This is a genomic window from Pseudorhizobium flavum, from assembly GCF_044142885.1.
Taxonomy (GTDB): Bacteria; Pseudomonadota; Alphaproteobacteria; order Rhizobiales; family Rhizobiaceae; genus Neorhizobium; species Neorhizobium flavum.
The window spans coordinates 181,729-197,105 of record NZ_JBIOKZ010000003.1 but is presented as its reverse complement, the minus strand read 5'-3'; the positions used below and the strand labels follow the sequence as shown (position 1 = coordinate 197,105).

14 protein-coding genes are annotated in these 15,377 nt (G+C 60.6%); 8 read left to right on the top strand and 6 right to left on the bottom strand.

The window, feature by feature from the left end; translation table 11 throughout:
* The first annotated feature begins 141 nt into the window (after positions 1-141).
* Complete coding sequence (locus ACEPP2_RS07890) at positions 142-2,781, top strand: bifunctional diguanylate cyclase/phosphodiesterase (RefSeq protein WP_395516249.1); 2,640 nt, start codon at positions 142-144, stop codon at positions 2,779-2,781.
* 73 nt (positions 2,782-2,854) lie between these two features.
* Here the strand turns inward: ACEPP2_RS07890 and ACEPP2_RS07885 are convergent, their stop codons facing one another.
* A complete protein-coding gene (locus ACEPP2_RS07885; RefSeq protein WP_395516248.1) occupies positions 2,855-3,097 on the bottom strand; it encodes a DUF6074 family protein in 243 nt (80 codons plus the stop codon).
* Between the two features lie 239 nt (positions 3,098-3,336).
* Between ACEPP2_RS07885 and ACEPP2_RS07880 the strand changes: the two genes are divergently transcribed.
* The 7 genes from ACEPP2_RS07880 to ACEPP2_RS07850 all read left to right on the top strand — a co-directional run bounded on the left by ACEPP2_RS07880 (position 3,337) and on the right by ACEPP2_RS07850 (position 10,278).
* Positions 3,337-4,842 carry a globin-coupled sensor protein gene (locus ACEPP2_RS07880; RefSeq protein ID WP_281977060.1) on the top strand — a complete coding sequence of 502 codons (1,506 nt, stop codon included), beginning with the start codon at positions 3,337-3,339 and terminating at the stop codon, positions 4,840-4,842.
* A gap of 141 nt (positions 4,843-4,983) precedes the next feature.
* Positions 4,984-5,754: an SDR family NAD(P)-dependent oxidoreductase gene (locus ACEPP2_RS07875; RefSeq protein WP_395516247.1), complete on the top strand. Its 771-nt coding sequence runs from the start codon at positions 4,984-4,986 to the stop codon at positions 5,752-5,754.
* Complete coding sequence (locus tag ACEPP2_RS07870; protein ID WP_281977058.1) at positions 5,751-6,692, top strand: 2-dehydro-3-deoxygalactonokinase; 942 nt, start codon at positions 5,751-5,753, stop codon at positions 6,690-6,692. The genes ACEPP2_RS07875 and ACEPP2_RS07870 overlap by 4 nt, the downstream gene beginning before the upstream one ends.
* Positions 6,692-7,324, top strand: a complete 633-nt coding sequence (locus tag ACEPP2_RS07865; RefSeq protein ID WP_281977250.1) for a 2-dehydro-3-deoxy-6-phosphogalactonate aldolase — start codon at positions 6,692-6,694, stop codon at positions 7,322-7,324. Before ACEPP2_RS07870 ends, ACEPP2_RS07865 begins: the two co-directional genes overlap by 1 nt.
* An 81-nt stretch (positions 7,325-7,405) precedes the next feature.
* Complete coding sequence (locus ACEPP2_RS07860) at positions 7,406-8,116, top strand: FadR/GntR family transcriptional regulator (protein ID WP_395516246.1); 711 nt, start codon at positions 7,406-7,408, stop codon at positions 8,114-8,116.
* A gap of 15 nt (positions 8,117-8,131) precedes the next feature.
* Positions 8,132-9,334 carry a mandelate racemase/muconate lactonizing enzyme family protein gene (locus ACEPP2_RS07855; protein WP_395516245.1) on the top strand — a complete coding sequence of 401 codons (1,203 nt, stop codon included), beginning with the start codon at positions 8,132-8,134 and terminating at the stop codon, positions 9,332-9,334.
* A 26-nt stretch (positions 9,335-9,360) separates the two neighbouring features.
* Positions 9,361-10,278: a DMT family transporter gene (locus ACEPP2_RS07850; protein WP_395516244.1), complete on the top strand. Its 918-nt coding sequence runs from the start codon at positions 9,361-9,363 to the stop codon at positions 10,276-10,278.
* 188 nt (positions 10,279-10,466) lie between these two features.
* Here the strand turns inward: ACEPP2_RS07850 and ACEPP2_RS07845 are convergent, their stop codons facing one another.
* From ACEPP2_RS07845 to ACEPP2_RS07825, 5 genes are all read right to left on the bottom strand, one after another.
* A complete protein-coding gene (locus tag ACEPP2_RS07845) occupies positions 10,467-11,471 on the bottom strand; it encodes a TRAP transporter substrate-binding protein (protein WP_395516243.1) in 1,005 nt (334 codons plus the stop codon).
* A gap of 40 nt (positions 11,472-11,511) precedes the next feature.
* Positions 11,512-12,789, bottom strand: coding sequence for a TRAP transporter large permease (locus ACEPP2_RS07840; protein WP_142586599.1), 1,278 nt, complete (start codon positions 12,787-12,789; stop codon positions 11,512-11,514).
* Complete coding sequence (locus tag ACEPP2_RS07835) at positions 12,790-13,323, bottom strand: TRAP transporter small permease (RefSeq protein ID WP_077548859.1); 534 nt, start codon at positions 13,321-13,323, stop codon at positions 12,790-12,792.
* A 17-nt stretch (positions 13,324-13,340) separates the two neighbouring features.
* A complete protein-coding gene (locus ACEPP2_RS07830; RefSeq protein ID WP_395516431.1) occupies positions 13,341-14,486 on the bottom strand; it encodes a fumarylacetoacetate hydrolase family protein in 1,146 nt (381 codons plus the stop codon).
* A gap of 161 nt (positions 14,487-14,647) precedes the next feature.
* Entirely contained in the window at positions 14,648-15,367 is a 720-nt protein-coding gene (locus ACEPP2_RS07825) for a FadR/GntR family transcriptional regulator (RefSeq protein WP_395516242.1), read from the bottom strand.
* Positions 15,368-15,377: the final 10 nt, after the last annotated feature.

Below are 15,377 nucleotides of genomic sequence, written 5' to 3'. Positions count from 1 at the left end.
TCGGCGACCCGGCGGTTCAGGGCAATCCGGGATAGAATATCTTAAAGTTTATCGGAGAGATTGCAGCTGAACTGGCGGACACAGCTTATGCAATCAGAGCCCCCTCATCGCGCTCCTAAAGCCACCCGTAAGAGGTGGGGGTTGACCTATTACGTCCCGGCCTTACTCGCGATCACGACCGTTCTGACCATCTTCGTCCTCTCCGATTCTGATCGGCTTTCGCAGCATCGGGAAACCCAGCGCGCCAAGGCTTCTGAACAACTGGCCGATGTCATCTCACGCCTCGAAACGAACGTGCACGGGAACGTGAACCTCGTGCACGGTCTTGTCGCAGCTGTTGCGGCCGATCCGCATATGAGCCAGCCCCGCTTTGCAGCGGTCGCGGAAAGGATCTTCGCGGTCCCCTCCCAACTCCGCAATGTTGCCGGCGCACCGGACTTTGTCGTGCGGTTGATCTACCCCCAGGAGCCCAACAAGGCCAGCCTGGGCCTCGACTACATGGCAACGCCCTCACAGCGGGAGACGGCCGTTCAGGCTGTCGCCCGTCGCCTGGTAATGATCACGGGCCCGGTTGATCTCGTCCAGGGCGGACAGGGACTGATCGCCAGGTACCCTGTCTTCTCGCTCAGTTCCAATCGCTTCTGGGGTCTGGTATCCGCAGTCATCGATCTCAACCGGCTCTACTGGGACAGCAACGTCAACTCGCCGTCCCAGACACTCGATATTGCTATCTCGCGGCGCCCGACGCCGCACGAGGGTGATGTCTTCTTCGGTCGACCGGAGCTGTTCTCTGAAGATCCGGTGACGGCAGCGATCGATCTGGGCTACGATAGCTGGTATCTCGCGGCAGTTCCCAAAGGCGGGTGGAGCAGCGAGCCTTCGGACATGTCCCGGTTCCGCTTCCTGGCGGCGCTCGTGGCGTTCTTCATCGTCGCGCCTCTCGTGTGGGCGGGGCTTTTGATGCAGCAACGACATCGAAGCCATCTCCTGCTGCGGGAACGCGAAGAGCGGCTGGAGGTATTGTCTCGCCGCCTGCAACTGGCGCTTGAGGCCTCCAAGATCGGGGTTTGGGAATACCACCCCGAGACAGACAATCTCCTGTGGGATTCGCACATGTGCGACCTCTATGGTCAACCCCATGACCAGAACCAGGGATCGTTCCAGGACTGGGCAGCAAGGCTCCACCCCGACGACCTGATCGACGCCCAGGCCACATTCAAGCGATCGATCGACCAACGTCTCCCCTACTTGAAGGACTTCCGGATAGTCCTGCCCTCCGGAGAGATCCGCCACATCCGCGCCCATGGCGCAGTGGAGGAAGCTCCTGACGGGACGGTGCGGGTCGTCGGTGCCAACTGGGATGTCTCCGAGGACATCGCCATGCAGGTCGAGTTGCGGACAGCAAGAGCGAAGGCGGAGGAGCAGAACCGGGAATTGCGGACAACGCGCCGTATTCTCGAGCACCAATCCCTGCACGATGCCCTCACCGGACTGCCGAACCGGCGGTTTCTCGACCAGTTCATGGTTACGGCAGACACGTCCGATCTTTCCCAAAAGCTCGCCTTCATTCACATCGATCTGGACCACTTCAAGCATGTGAACGACACGCTTGGGCACGGCACGGGCGACGAGGTGCTCAAGGCCGCAACGACGCGCCTTCGGGAAATTGTCGGACCGGAGGAAGTCGTGTCCCGGATCGGCGGCGACGAGTTCGTGATCGTCACCTGCGGACCCGATCCGGCGGACCGGGCGCAGGAAGTGGCTTTGGAGATCGTCGCCATGCTGGCGCGTCCCATCGAGATCGAAGGCCAGGAGTGCCGTATCGGTTGCAGCGCTGGCATTGCCTGCCAGACCATGGCGGGGGAGACGCCGCAGCAACTGCTGATGAACGCCGATATCGCCCTCTACGAGGCAAAGAAGAAAGGGCGTAACCGCGTCGAGATCTTTTCTGATGATCTTCGAGCAGTCACGATCCAGACGAAACAGACGGCGGACGAGTTGCTGAGAGCGCTGGAGTGCGACGCGTTTGTCCCCTTCTTCCAGCCGCAGTTCGACGCCCAGACCCTCGCTATCAGCGGCGTCGAGGCGCTGGCGCGATGGGAGCACGCGGAACGAGGCATCCTGACGCCCGACAAGTTCCTGGAGGTTGCGGAAGGCCTCGGTCGGGTTGCCGAGATTGACGCGCTGATCCTTGAGAAGTCCCTGTTCCAGATGACGCGCTGGGGCGCCCACGGCATCGAGATACCAAAGCTCTCGGTCAATATTTCAGCGCAGCGTCTCAAGGACCCGAAACTGCTTGGGATGCTGGAGGCCCTTCCGACCGACGGCTATACCGTTGCCTTCGAGCTCCTGGAATCCATCTCGTTCGAGGATCAGGAAGAAGACTTGAAAGCGGCCATACGCCTCCTCAAGGAGCGCGGCGTACAGGTGGAGATCGATGATTTCGGTTCGGGCCATGCATCCATAGTCAGCCTGCTAGAACTTGCACCGCACCGCTTGAAGATCGACCGGAAGCTGGTGGCGCCCATCGACGTCTCGGAATCGCAGAGGCGCCTGGTCGCGTCGATCATCGAGATCGGGCGCTCTCTCGGGATCGGCATCGTGGCGGAAGGCGTGGAGACGATGACCCATGCGGAGATCCTGAGGGAGATGGGTTGCCAGACCTTGCAGGGCTACGCCTTCGCCCGTCCGATGTCGTCAGCGGACCTCATGGCATTTGCCGAGGACTGGCAGTCACGTTATCCCGCAACGAAGACACGGGCCAGCTTGCGGCGCGCATGAGGAGGCTCCGGAGACCCCGGAGCAAGCGCGTCAGGAGTCCGTAACTAGCGGCAGAAGCGCTGAGAGCGGTTAGTCAGCCGATCGATTCGTTGGCAAAGCCCGCCTGCAGTTCCAGTTGAACCGCATTCATGAACATTTGAGCCTGATGCGAGATTTCCGCCTCGCACGCCCCAACCTCCCGGAGCGCTGACACCAGCAGAGCCATCTCATTGCGCCAGAACTGGTTGGCCTTCTCACCATGCAGGTCGCGAAGGGTCGCTGCACATCGACGGATGTCTGCAGCGCGGCGATGGGACGGGAATTGGAGAAGGGTCATATCTACTCGTGGCACTGGAACGATTCGGAACTCAGGTGCCAGCTTGGCGTCACTTCCTTCACAAAAGCTGAATCGCAACCTGACCCAGGCATCAGACTGTTCGGGAGTAGCACCCTCCGCCTCTTCGCTCTTTCACGCATGCAGCGCCAATCATCGCTAACGCTAAATTAATTGCGAATTGAGAATTGTGGAGCGACCCGCCTCGTAGCGCCCATAACAAACATCTCACCGAGGGCACCATGCCAGACCACCGCACAACTGATCTTCAAGACCGACTGCAGTTTGTAGGGCTCGATGCCGCGCAATTGCGTAGCCTTTCCGGGATCCAGCCTCTCATCAGCCGTGTTCTTGGCCCGGCCCTCGACACCTTCTATGGCAAGATCACCCGCCACCCGCACACGGCGAAGTTCTTCAAGGACAAGTCCCACGTTGCGCATGCCAAGTCCCGCCAGGAAAAGCACTGGACCCTAATTGCTTCGGGAAGCTACCGTGACGACTATGTCGACGGTGTGACGACCGTTGGCAAAACCCATGCGCGCATCGGTCTTGAGCCGCGCTGGTATATTGGTGGCTACGCTCTGATCCTCGAGCAGATCATCAAGGCGGTCGTTCAAGAGGAACTCAAGGGCTTCCTGCACGGTCGCAAGGCCGAGAAGCTGAGCAACGACCTTGCCGCCGTCACCAAGGCGGCTCTGGTCGACATGGACTATGCAATCACGGTCTATCTTGATGCTTTGACTGAGGAACGTACTCGGCTCGAGGCCCAGCGCCAGGCGGAAAAAGCAGAACAGGACGCTGCCCTGTCTGCACTCGCCACTGTTCTTTCCCGGCTGGCGCAAGGTGATCTCACCTGCCAGGTAAGCGAGCAGCTTGCTTCCCACTTCGACGTATTGAAGGCGAACTTCAACGATTCCGTGGCAGCGCTTGAAACGGCAATGCAGGAAATCAACCAGGCCGTCTTCGAGGTGCGCGCTGAGGTGGATGGCATCGCGTCGGCTGCCGACAACATGGCCAAGCGTACGGAGCATCAGGCGTCTGCGCTCGAAGAAAGCGCTGCCGCCCTGGAACAGATCACGACGATCTCCGGCCAGTCTGCAAAGCGCGTCATCGAGGTTCAGGCGGTCGTCCAGGAATCGGAATCGGAGACCGTTAAATCGGGGCAGATCGTCAAGGAAGCCATTGCCGCCATGGGCGATATCGAAGGTTCGTCACAGAAGATGAACCAGATCATCGGTGTCATCGATGAAATTGCCTTCCAGACCAATCTTCTGGCACTCAATGCCGGTGTCGAGGCCGCGCGGGCCGGCGAACAGGGCAAGGGTTTCGCCGTCGTCGCCCAGGAGGTCCGGGAGCTGGCTCAGCGATCGGCTGCTGCCGCGAAGGAAATCAAGGAGCTGATCGACCGGTCCTCCGCCGACGTCAAGCGCGGGGTGGATCTCGTCAATCTGACGGGAGAATCGCTCAGTTCCATTGGGAAGCGGGTCGGCTCGATCAACGAGAACATCGCGTCCTTGACGCGATCCGCGCAGGAGCAGGCGTCCGGTATTGGCGAGATCAACTCCGCTGTGCGAAGCATGGACCAGATTACCCAACAGAACGCCGCCTTGATGGAGGAGGCGAATGCCTCGGTACAAAGTCTTTCGGCCATCAGCGGGCGGTTGGCTGCACTGATCGGGCGCTTCCGCATCGCGGGAAGTCAACAGAATGCCACCCCTGCATCGCGGATGAAAAAAACAGCGGCTTGAGAAGTAGCCTCCGTCGCCGGAGCGCTTCCTAAAACGCGCCGACAGATCAAGAAGTCTCCGTTGGAGGCTTCTTGTGTTTTGGTCGTTGCCTGCATAGAACACCCTCAACTGACGAAGCAGCGCCGACAGGAAGGGCAAGCCTTGTCCGCACTCATTGGCCAGCACTCCGATCTTGCCGGAAAGGGTGTCCTCGTGACCGGCGGCGGCTCGGGCATAGGGGCCGCGTTGACTGCGGGATTCGCCGCCCAGGGTGCGAAGGTGGCTTTCATCGACCTTGCCGAAGAGCCGAGTCGCGAGTTGGCGGCTGCACTCTCCGCCGGATCAGTGCACCCGGTGACATACGTCAAAGCCGACCTGAGAACCGTCGAGCAGGCACAGTATGCCGTTCGGGAAGCCGCAGCCGGCCTTGGCTCCATTTCCGTGCTCGTCAACAATGCAGGCTGGGACGATCGGCATGACGTGGACGAGGTGACAGAGGCCTATTGGGACGAAAGCCAAGCCGTCAATCTGAAGCAGATCTTCTTCGTCACCCAGGCCAGCCTTCCCTATCTGCGGCAGGCGTCCAGCGCTTCGATCATCAACTTCTCGTCCATCTCCTATCTTCTCAACATGGGCGACCTGCCTTCCTACGCGGCGGCCAAGGCCGGAATCATCGGTTTGACGAAAAGCCTCGCCGGCCGACTGGGGCCGGAAGGTATCCGAGTGAATGCCATCCTGCCCGGCATGATCGTCACTGAGCGACAGAAGCGTTTGTGGCTGACGGAGGAGAGTATCTCCAGCACCGTTGCCCGGCAATGCTTGAAGCGCCCGCTCACGGAAGCTGATCTTGTTGGCCCCTGCCTATTTCTCGCCTCCTCAGCCTCTGCTGGGATGACGGCACAAACCATCATCATCGACGGAGGATTGCTTTGACGACGCCCGCCTATGCCGCAGTGGACTGGGGGACCAGCAGCTTCCGCCTGTGGCTGATGGACCCGGCCGGCAGAATTCTGGCCGAGCGCCGCAGTGGCGAGGGCATGACTTCCGCAGCAAAGATGGGCTTCCCCCAGGTCCTGGAAAGCCACCTGCAGGCGGTCGAAGCCCCGGCGGATCTGTCGGTCATTATCTGTGGGATGGCAGGCGCCCGCCAAGGTTGGATCGAGGCTGGCTACGTGGACGTCCCGGCGCTGCTGCCGGCCGTCCTCTCCGGCGCTGTGGAGGTTCCAGAAGTTAACCGAAAGGTACACATCCTGCCCGGACTTGCACAGCGTGCGCCCGAGGCTCCTGACGTGATGCGTGGGGAGGAGACGCAACTGCTTGGTGCGCTTGACGGATCTGAGCCAAGCGGTGAGCAGATCGTTTGCATGCCCGGCACTCACTCGAAGTGGGTGCATCTCAGCGGTGAGACAGTCAGTGGATTCTCCACCTACATGACGGGCGAGCTTTTCGAGGTGGTCTCGAAGCATTCGGTGCTGGCGCATTCCCTTGCCGATGCAGGCTCGTTCGATAGCGACCATCCCGTTTTCACTGCAGCGGTCCGCGCAGCCTTCAAAGTTCCGCAGCGTCTCACGAACCTCCTCTTTACGGTTCGCTCCGGCATGCTGCTCACCCGACTGACATCCACGGATGCCGCTGCGCGCTTGTCGGGAGTACTGATCGGCGCTGAGATCGCAGGCGGCTTGTCTTCCTCCGGTTCGCAGGCCGCGTCCATTCGCCTCGTCGCCTCAGGACGGTTGCGAGGGCTCTACGAGGGCGCGTTTGCTGCGGTGTCGCTGCCGTTCACCACGATCGACGCGGACGAGGCCGTTCGCGCCGGCCTTTCGGCAGCCGCCCGTCAGATACTGCCGCTTCAATTGCAAAGGACCACATGATGACGCGCATCCCGTTCCCAGACATGGCCTATCCCCTTGTCGCCATCCTGCGGGGTCTGAAGCCGGCGGAAGCAGAAGCGGTGGTCGGCAAACTGATCGAGGCTGGTTTTACGGCAATTGAAATTCCCCTGAACTCTCCCGAACCCTTTCGCTCGATTGAAATTGCCGCGAGACTGGCGCCGGCCGATTGCCTGATCGGCGCCGGCACCGTGCTGACTGTGGAGGATGTGGAACGGCTTGATGGGGCAGGTGGGAGGCTGATGGTGAGCCCGAACGTGGAGCCGGACGTCATCCGCGCCGCTGCCGCGCGCGGCATGGTGACGCTTCCGGGTGTCTTCACTCCGACCGAAGCTTTGGCCGCCGCAAGGGCCGGAGCGACAGGCCTCAAGTTCTTTCCCGCCAATGTACTCGGCCCGGCGGGTATCACGGCGATCCGTGCGGTCCTGCCGAAGGACTTGCTGATCGCCGCCGTCGGCGGTGTTTCCGAAAAGAACTTCCGCGACTACATCGATGCCGGCATCACCGCCTTTGGTCTCGGCTCCAGCCTCTATAAACCGGGCATGAGCGCCGCTGAGGTCTTCGAGAGGGCGCAAGCCACGATTGCCGCCTACGATTCTGCATCCGCCATATAGGGCCGCAGCACAAGGTTCTACTTGTCAAACCCTGGCGACGCTCGTAAAACCTATCATACAGGTTTGCGAAGAATGTAGGACATGCTTGAGCCTCAGGGTCAGATAGGAAACGATTATGTCGGCGGCGCCGTCGCGGCGATCGCCCGGCTTATTCGTGATCGGGACCTGAAACCAGGTGATCGCCTCCCTGCCGAAGGCACCTTGTCGAAAGAACTCCAGGTATCGCGGACGGTAATCCGTGAAGCGCTGCGATCGCTCGCTGCGCTCCATCTTGTCCAGCTTGGCGCCGGCAAACGCCCGACCGTGGCGCAACTGGATGACGACGCATTCTCGCTGACGATCGAGCACGGCGTGGTAACGGATCAGATCGATATCCAGCAGATCTACGATGCGCGCCGAACCATAGAAGCCCGTACCGCGGCTCTGGCGGCCCTGCGCCGGACGGATGCGGAGGCAAGGGCGATCGCGGCTCATGCCCGCGCGATGCTCGATAATTCTGACGATCCGCGAAAGGTGATGGAGCACGACATTGCCTTGCATCTTGCCATCGCCCACGCCTCCCGCAACCCGCTGTTCGCCTTGATCATCGGTGCCTCCGGCGGCGTCACCCGACAGACGTGGCCGATAGGCTGGAAAAGTCGCACGAGCAACGACGAGCGGCAGGCGATGAGCGAACTCCATGTTGCGATTGCCGAGGCCATCGCTGCCGGAGATCCCACAGCAGCAGCGCGCCTGATGGATGAGCACTTCGACCAGAGTATCAAGGCCCTGCTGCGCGCGGGCCTTATTTGACAACAGGACATCACGATGAAGATCACCCGGCTCGAAACCGTGCGCATCGCCGAGCGCAGCAATCTCCTCTGGGTCCTGGTCCACACCGACGAAGGCATCACCGGGCTCGGGGAGACATTCTTCGGCGCGGAGACGGTGGAAAGCTATATGCACGAATACGTCGCGCCACGGGTCATCGGCCGCGACCCGCTGCAGATCGATCTCCTGGCGAACGAACTGGTGGGGTATCTCGGCTTCCGGTCGTCCGGCGCAGAGGTCCGAGGGAATTCTGCCTTCGACATCGCACTTTGGGATATCTTCGGCAAGGTGACGAGCCAGCCGATCGCCCAGTTGCTCGGTGGCTTCAGCCGCAAAGAGATCCGGACCTACAACACCTGCGCCGGCACCGAATACATCAAGAAGAACACCGGACAGACGACCGCAAACTATGGCCTCACCGGAGGCACCGCCTACGACGACCTGAACGGCTTCCTGTATCGCGCCGACGAGCTGGCGGAATCGCTGCTCGCGGACGACATAACCGCGATGAAGATCTGGCCCTTCGATGCAGCCGCAGAAAAGACGCGCGGCCAATATATCTCGATGCCCGACCTGAAGCTCGCCCTCGAGCCTTTCGAAAAGATCCGCAAGGCTGTCGGCGACAAGATCGATATCATGGTGGAGTTTCACTCCATGTGGCAGCTCCTGCCGGCCATGCAGATCGCCAAGGCGCTCGAGCCATACCAGACCTTCTGGCATGAAGACCCGATCAAGATGGACAGCCTGTCGAGCCTGAAGCGCTATGCCGAAGTCTCGCCGGCGCCGATTTCCGCATCCGAAACGCTGGCGACCCGCTGGGGCTTCCGCGATTACCTGGAAACGGGAGCCGCGGGCATTGTCATGCTCGACATATCCTGGTGCGGCGGCCTGTCGGAGGCGCGCAAGATCGCCTCTATGGCCGAAGCATGGCACCTGCCGGTCGCCCCGCATGACTGCACCGGGCCGGTGGTTCTTTGCGCCTCGACCCACCTATCGCTGAATGCCCCGAATGCCCTTGTCCAGGAAAGTGTCCGCGCCTTCTACAAGACCTGGTACCGCGATCTCGTGACCGCGCTTCCGGAGGTCAAGAATGGCATGATCACCGTTCCGCCGGGTCCCGGCCTTGGCATGGAACTGCATCCGGAGCTAGAGAAGACCTTCACCGTCAGTCGTCGATTCTCCGACGCCTCCACCATCTGACGCCACGCATTTTTTCGGGAGGAATCATGACCAAGATCGCTTCGGCTGCGGCCGGGTTCGGGGTCTCATCTGCAGCCGGGCCGCTGGTCATGTTGCTGGGAATGCTGTTGTTTGCCCTGAACGATGCCATGGGGAAATGGCTCGTGTCGTCCTATGGCTTGGGGCAGGTCATCCTGATCCGTAGCGTGGCAGCCCTCATCATTCTGTCGCCGCTGTTGTGGAAGGTGGGTCTCGCGCCCATCGTGAACGCGGAGCGAAAGGGCATGCAGCTTGCCCGCGTACTCTTCTCCACGGGCGAGGTGTTCTGCTTCTACTATGCCGTCATGTACCTGCCGCTGGCCGATGTGATGACGTTCTGGCTCGCGGCTCCGATCTACGTGGCCGCACTTTCTCCATTCCTGTTGGGCGAACGCGTGGGCTGGCGGCGCTGGACAGCGATCGCGATCGGATTTGTCGGTGTCATCATTGCACTTGAGCCCTCAAGCGCCATGTTCACCCTGCCTGCGATCATCTCCATCATCGGCAGTGCAGCATTTGCCTTCATGATGATCTCCGGCCGCTTCCTGCGCGGCACACCGGATACGACGCTGGTTCTGTTCCAGACCGGCGCCGCCGGCGTGGCTGGCCTCATCTTCGCGCCTTTCGACTGGTCGCCCATCCAGTCTCAGACCGACCTTCTGCTGCTCGGGCTGCTTGGGGTCGTGGCAATGTCCGCACACATGCTCGTCAACCGCGCGCTCAAGATGTCCGATGCCGCGACGGTTGCTCCGCTACAGTATACGCTGCTGCTCTATGCAGTGATCTTCGGGTGGATGTTCTTCGGCGATGTTCCGCGCCTGACAATGATGGCCGGCGCTGCACTGATCATTGCTTCGGGCCTGTTCATTTTCATCCGGGAACAGATGCTGAAGAAGAAGCAGGACCGCCCGATGGAGGTGCCGTAAGCGTCGCGGTTTCGACGTGCGACCAGGACAGGCCGCCCTTTGGGGCGGCTTTTTCCTGCCTCTCGTTTATCTGAAGAGGCGGAAGGTGGGTCACCTGTGCGGCGTGGAAACAAAAAAGAGGCCCGGGACATCCTCCCGAGCCTCTCCTGATGGGCGGCTGCAAATCGCAGCCACGTAGGGCAGATCCGTTACTTGCGGATCTCTTCCAGCTTGGCGAGGATACCGTCGACGACATCCGCACCGATGGTTGCCTTGTGCTTCTCGTAAACGACCATGGACTTCTCGCGGATACGAGCCTGCTCTTCCGCAGAGAGGACGTTCACCTCGAGACCAGCTTCCTTGATCTTTTCCAGCGACTTCTTGTTGAGGTCCTGGATGACCTTGCGCTCTTCGTCACGGCCGACGATCGCGCACTCGCGCAGAGCTGCCTGCTCTTCCGGAGTGTATGTATCGAAGATTGCTTTGGAGAACAGGAAGAGGAACGGCGTGTAGGCGTGGTTCGTCTCGGTCACATACTTCTGCACTTCGTAGAACTTCGAAGTGTCGATCGTAACGTACGGGTTTTCCTGTGCGTCGATCGCATTGGTTTCCAGTGCCGAGAACACCTCACCGAATGCCATCGGCGTAGCGTTGGCGCCAAGGTTCTGGAAGGTGTCGAGGAAGATGTCGTTCTGCATGACGCGAACCTTCATCCCTTCGAAGTCTTCCCACTTGGTGACGGGACGAACCGAGTTGGAGAGGTTGCGGAAACCGTTCTCCCAGTAGCCGAGATTGACGAGACCGGCTTCTTCGAGCTTCTGGCTCATCATGTCGCCGAACTCGCCGTCGAGGACCTGATAGGCCTCTTCCGGGCTTGCGAACAGGAACGGCAGGTCGAATACGCCGAGCGCCGGAATGATGCCAACCAGCGGGGACGACGAGGTGACGACGGCTTCCTGGACGCCCGAACGCAGGGCCTGCGTTGCCTGAAGGTCACCGCCCAGCGCGCCGCCCCAGAATGCAGTCAACTTCAGCTTGCCGCCCGACTTCTCGTCGAGGCAGGCCTGCATGGCCTTGATGCCGTTGCCGACGGGATGGTCTTCATTGATGCCGTTCGAAACGCGGATGTTGCGGTCGTTGAACTCCGCGAAGGCCGGCGCTGCAGCCGACAGGCCGAACGCAATAGCAGTCGTGGCAAGAAGCATTTTCCTCATGATATATCCTCCCTTGGATAAGTTGTTGAGGGGTTGCGGATCAGTAGAGCCATCGTGCGGGCACGAGGACGATGTCGGGGAACAGGACGAGCAGGAAAAGGACGAGAACCTGCGTGACGAGGAACGGCCATACGCCTACGGTCACCTTTCCGAGAGGGACGCGACCGACGCCGCTGACGACGTTGAGCACGACGCCGACCGGCGGCGTCAGCAGCCCGATGCAGGTGTTCATGATGAACAGCACGCCGAAATAGACCGGATCGATTCCGGCTTGCTTGATGATCGGCATCAGCACTGGCGTCAGGATAAGGATGGTCGGCGTGAGGTCGAGCGCGGTTCCGACGACGAGGACCACCAGCATGATCACGAACATCAGCAGCATCGGGCGATCGATCAGGGGCTCGATGAAGCCTGTAATTTCTGCCGGGATGTTAGCCGCAGTGATCAACCATGACGATACAAGTGCGGCGCAGACGAGGAACATGATCACTGCAGTCGTCTTTGCGGCCTGCAGGATGACCCCCGGCAATTCGCGCGGCTTCAACTCGCGATAGATCACCATGCCGACGAAGAGCGCGTAGGCCGCGGCGACCACGGCCGCTTCCGTCGGAGTGACGACGCCCATCTTGATCCCGCCAAGGATGATGACGGGCATGCCTAGGGCCCAGAGCGCGCGCCCCGTGGCACGCAGGCGTTCCTTGGCATCAGTGCGCGGCAGCGTCTCAACCTTGTCCTTGCGAACAACGATCAGCCAGGTGATGACGAGTGCAATTCCCATCAACAAACCGGGCACAATGCCGGCCATGAACAATTGGGTAATCGACACGTTGGCCGCGACGCCGAAAACGATGAAGGCCATCGATGGTGGAATGACAGGCGCAATCACGCCGCCTGCAGCGATCAGGCCAGCCGAACGCGGCACGTTGTAGCCAGCCTTGGCCATCATAGGAATGAGGATAGCCGCGAGTGCGGCAGTGTCGGCGGCAGCAGAGCCAGAGATACTGGCCATGATAACGGCTGCCATGATGGCAACGATACCTAGTCCGCCACGAATGTGGCCGACGCATGCGATCGCAAAGTCGATGATGCGCCGCGATAGACCTCCGGCGTTCATGAGTTCGCCGGCGAGAATGAAGAAGGGGATAGCGAGGAGCGTGAAAGTATCAGCGCCCGCGATCATGTTCTGGGCTATGATCTGCGTGTTGAACATGCCCATGTACCACATGAGCATGACGCCGCAGAACATCAGGGAGAAGGCGACCGGGACGCCGATCGCCATGGCGCCGAGAAGCGATACTATAAAGACACCCAGAGTCATTTATGTGCGCTCCGACAGCTGCTCGAGTGACATGTGCTCTCCGGCGAAGGCGGCGATTTCCTCTTCCGTGATCCTGCCGGTCAGCAGGCGGAACAGGCGCTCCAGTGCGATAATGACAACGCCGGCGCCGGTAAAGAAGCCGATGCCATAGACCCAGATCATCGGCAGCTTGGTAACGGGGGCCACCATGCTGGCATTGATCGGTGCCTGCTTCCAGGTTCCCCAGAAGAAGATAGCCGACACGGCAATGATGATGATGTTCGACAGGATCATGCAGATGATGCGACCACGGCGTCCGAACATCATCACCAGCGTCTCGACGCCCACATGGGAATGTTCACGAAACGTAACCACGGCGCCAATGAACGTCACCCATACGAAAAAGTACCGCGACAGCTCATCGGACACGTTCAGTCCCGAGTTGAAGCCGTAGCGCAGTACGACGTTCAGGAATACCATGATGGCCATGCCGGAAAGCAGCAGGATCAGCAGGAATTCTAGAAACTTATAGAAAAGATCGATCGCCCTTTGCATCGTGTCCCTCCCGTTGATTACAAGAGCCCACGCTGGGCCAGGTTCTTCATCAAGGCCCCGAGGCCGAAGCTCCACTTCGGGCAGCGGTCGCTGGTTTCCACCCAATTTATAAGTCGACCGAGCCGCGGCGTCGAGATTTCCACGCGATCACCTATCTCATGGGTGAATCCGAGCCCCGCCCCGCGACGATCCTTGACCGGCGCGAACATGGTCCCGAGGAAGAAGACGACGCCGTCCGGGTATTGATGGTTCTCGTTGAGCAACTGGCCCACGAGGTCTTCCGGCGACCGGCTGATAGCGGCCATCGGGCTCAGTCCAGTCATCCTGAAGCCATCGCTGCCCTCAACATCAAGCGACACTTCGGCCTGCTTGACATCCTCCAGGGTGAAGCGATCGTCGAACAGGCGGATGAACGGCCCGAGTGCGCAGGAGGCGTTATTGTCCTTGGCCTTGCTGAGGAGAAGGGCAGACCGTCCCTCGAAGTCGCGCAGGTTCACGTCGTTGCCGAGCGTTGCGCCGACGATCCTGCCGGCCGAGGTAACCGCCAGGACCACCTCCGGCTCGGGATTGTTCCAGTCCGATTTCGGGTGAATGCCAATGGTCGCGCCACAGCCGACGGAGGACATGGGCTGCGCCTTGGTGAAGATCTCCGCATCCGGTCCGATGCCGACTTCCAGGTACTGCGACCACAGGCCAAGCTCCTGGAGGAGCTTCTTGACTTCGGCAGCCTTCTCCGAGCCGGCGACGAGCCCCTTCAGGTTGTCGCCCAGAACCGGCGCCAGCCGGCCGCGGATCTCCTGTGCCCGGAGCGGATCGCCCTTGGCCTGCTCTTCGATCACGCGTTCAAGCATACTGTCGGCAAAGGTCACGCCAGCGGCCTTGACCGCCTGCAGGTCAGCCGGGGCAAGAAGATCGCCCGCAGAGCCGTCCAGGAACTGGTCCAGGGTTCCGAGCGCGTTGAGGTCTGCGGCGGTTCGAAGACGGGCCACCAGGTCTTCATGCTCGAGCAGTCCCGAGAGCGTCGGCGCCAATGGCGAAAGATCGAAAATGCTGCCCGACCTGTAGAGAACGGGGCAGGGGCCATTGGCAGCCTTCGACCAAACCCGGCCAACCAGCAGAGCATCACCTGCATCTTGCGGCAGGATAGACTGTGCGCGCAACATCGTCTCGGACTTCACCAAATTTCCTCCTAGGCGGGAGATGCCAAATCTCCCTGATTGTCAGGATGTCTGACAAGCGTCGGCGTTTCTAGTATGACTTTTCCGCCCTGTCCAGTCACCAGCCCCCTTGTGGGAAAAACTCGGTAAATGTCGGTAGAGAAAGATCAGCAGGTCTCCAAGGTAAGGTCCAAGCGCCCCGCAGCCTTGATCAGGTGCTGGCGCATGGCATCGCGCGCCCTGGCGGGGTCACGGCTGACAATGGCATCGCGGATCGTCACGTGCTCGGCAATGGTGACCTCGACGATCTCCTCCAGAACGGCTTTGGCACGAGCAGCCTTGATTGCGAGGCTTATTCGTTCGGCGATGAAGCCAATGAAGAGAGGAAAATATTCGTTCTGAGTGGCGGTGGCGACGACTCGATGGAAAGCCAGATCGGCCACGATCCCCTGCTCGGTCCACTTTTCGGCACCCGTCATCTGCTCGAGTGTCTCATCGAGACGCGCTAGATCATCCGCCGTGTGATGGAGCGCTGCAAGTCCCGCGGCCTCGATCTCCAGCGGTATGCGCAACTGGTAAAGGTTCTTGAATGCTTCGCGATCGGTCAGGTCGCCCTGCTCGATCCTCAGCGATTGCCGTTGGCCGAACTCGGTGGCAAAGGCTCCGACACCCTGCCTCGTTTCGACCAGACCTTCATTCCGTAATTGGGCGATGGCCTCTCTGACCACGGACCGACTGACGCCAAAGGTCTTGGCCAGCAGATGCTCGGTCGGGAGTTTTTCACCTGGTGCTATCCGCCCCTCCAGGATCTCCCGCCCGATTTGGCCGGCAATTCGCGCGGGCAGGTGCTCGCTTCGTCTGATTTGGTTGAAATCGGCAACAGCCACGTCCGCCCTC

Coding starts and splice junctions, on each gene's coding strand:
- ACEPP2_RS07885 (WP_395516248.1), bottom strand. CDS start 3,097: ATGACCCTTCTCCAATTCCCGTCCCATCGCCGCGCTGCAGACATCCGT.
- ACEPP2_RS07880 (WP_281977060.1), top strand. CDS start 3,337: ATGCCAGACCACCGCACAACTGATCTTCAAGACCGACTGCAGTTTGTA.
- ACEPP2_RS07865 (WP_281977250.1), top strand. CDS start 6,692: ATGACGCGCATCCCGTTCCCAGACATGGCCTATCCCCTTGTCGCCATC.
- ACEPP2_RS07860 (WP_395516246.1), top strand. CDS start 7,406: ATGCTTGAGCCTCAGGGTCAGATAGGAAACGATTATGTCGGCGGCGCC.
- ACEPP2_RS07855 (WP_395516245.1), top strand. CDS start 8,132: ATGAAGATCACCCGGCTCGAAACCGTGCGCATCGCCGAGCGCAGCAAT.
- ACEPP2_RS07850 (WP_395516244.1), top strand. CDS start 9,361: ATGACCAAGATCGCTTCGGCTGCGGCCGGGTTCGGGGTCTCATCTGCA.
- ACEPP2_RS07845 (WP_395516243.1), bottom strand. CDS start 11,471: ATGAGGAAAATGCTTCTTGCCACGACTGCTATTGCGTTCGGCCTGTCG.
- ACEPP2_RS07840 (WP_142586599.1), bottom strand. CDS start 12,789: ATGACTCTGGGTGTCTTTATAGTATCGCTTCTCGGCGCCATGGCGATC.
- ACEPP2_RS07835 (WP_077548859.1), bottom strand. CDS start 13,323: ATGCAAAGGGCGATCGATCTTTTCTATAAGTTTCTAGAATTCCTGCTG.
- ACEPP2_RS07830 (WP_395516431.1), bottom strand. CDS start 14,486: ATGTTGCGCGCACAGTCTATCCTGCCGCAAGATGCAGGTGATGCTCTG.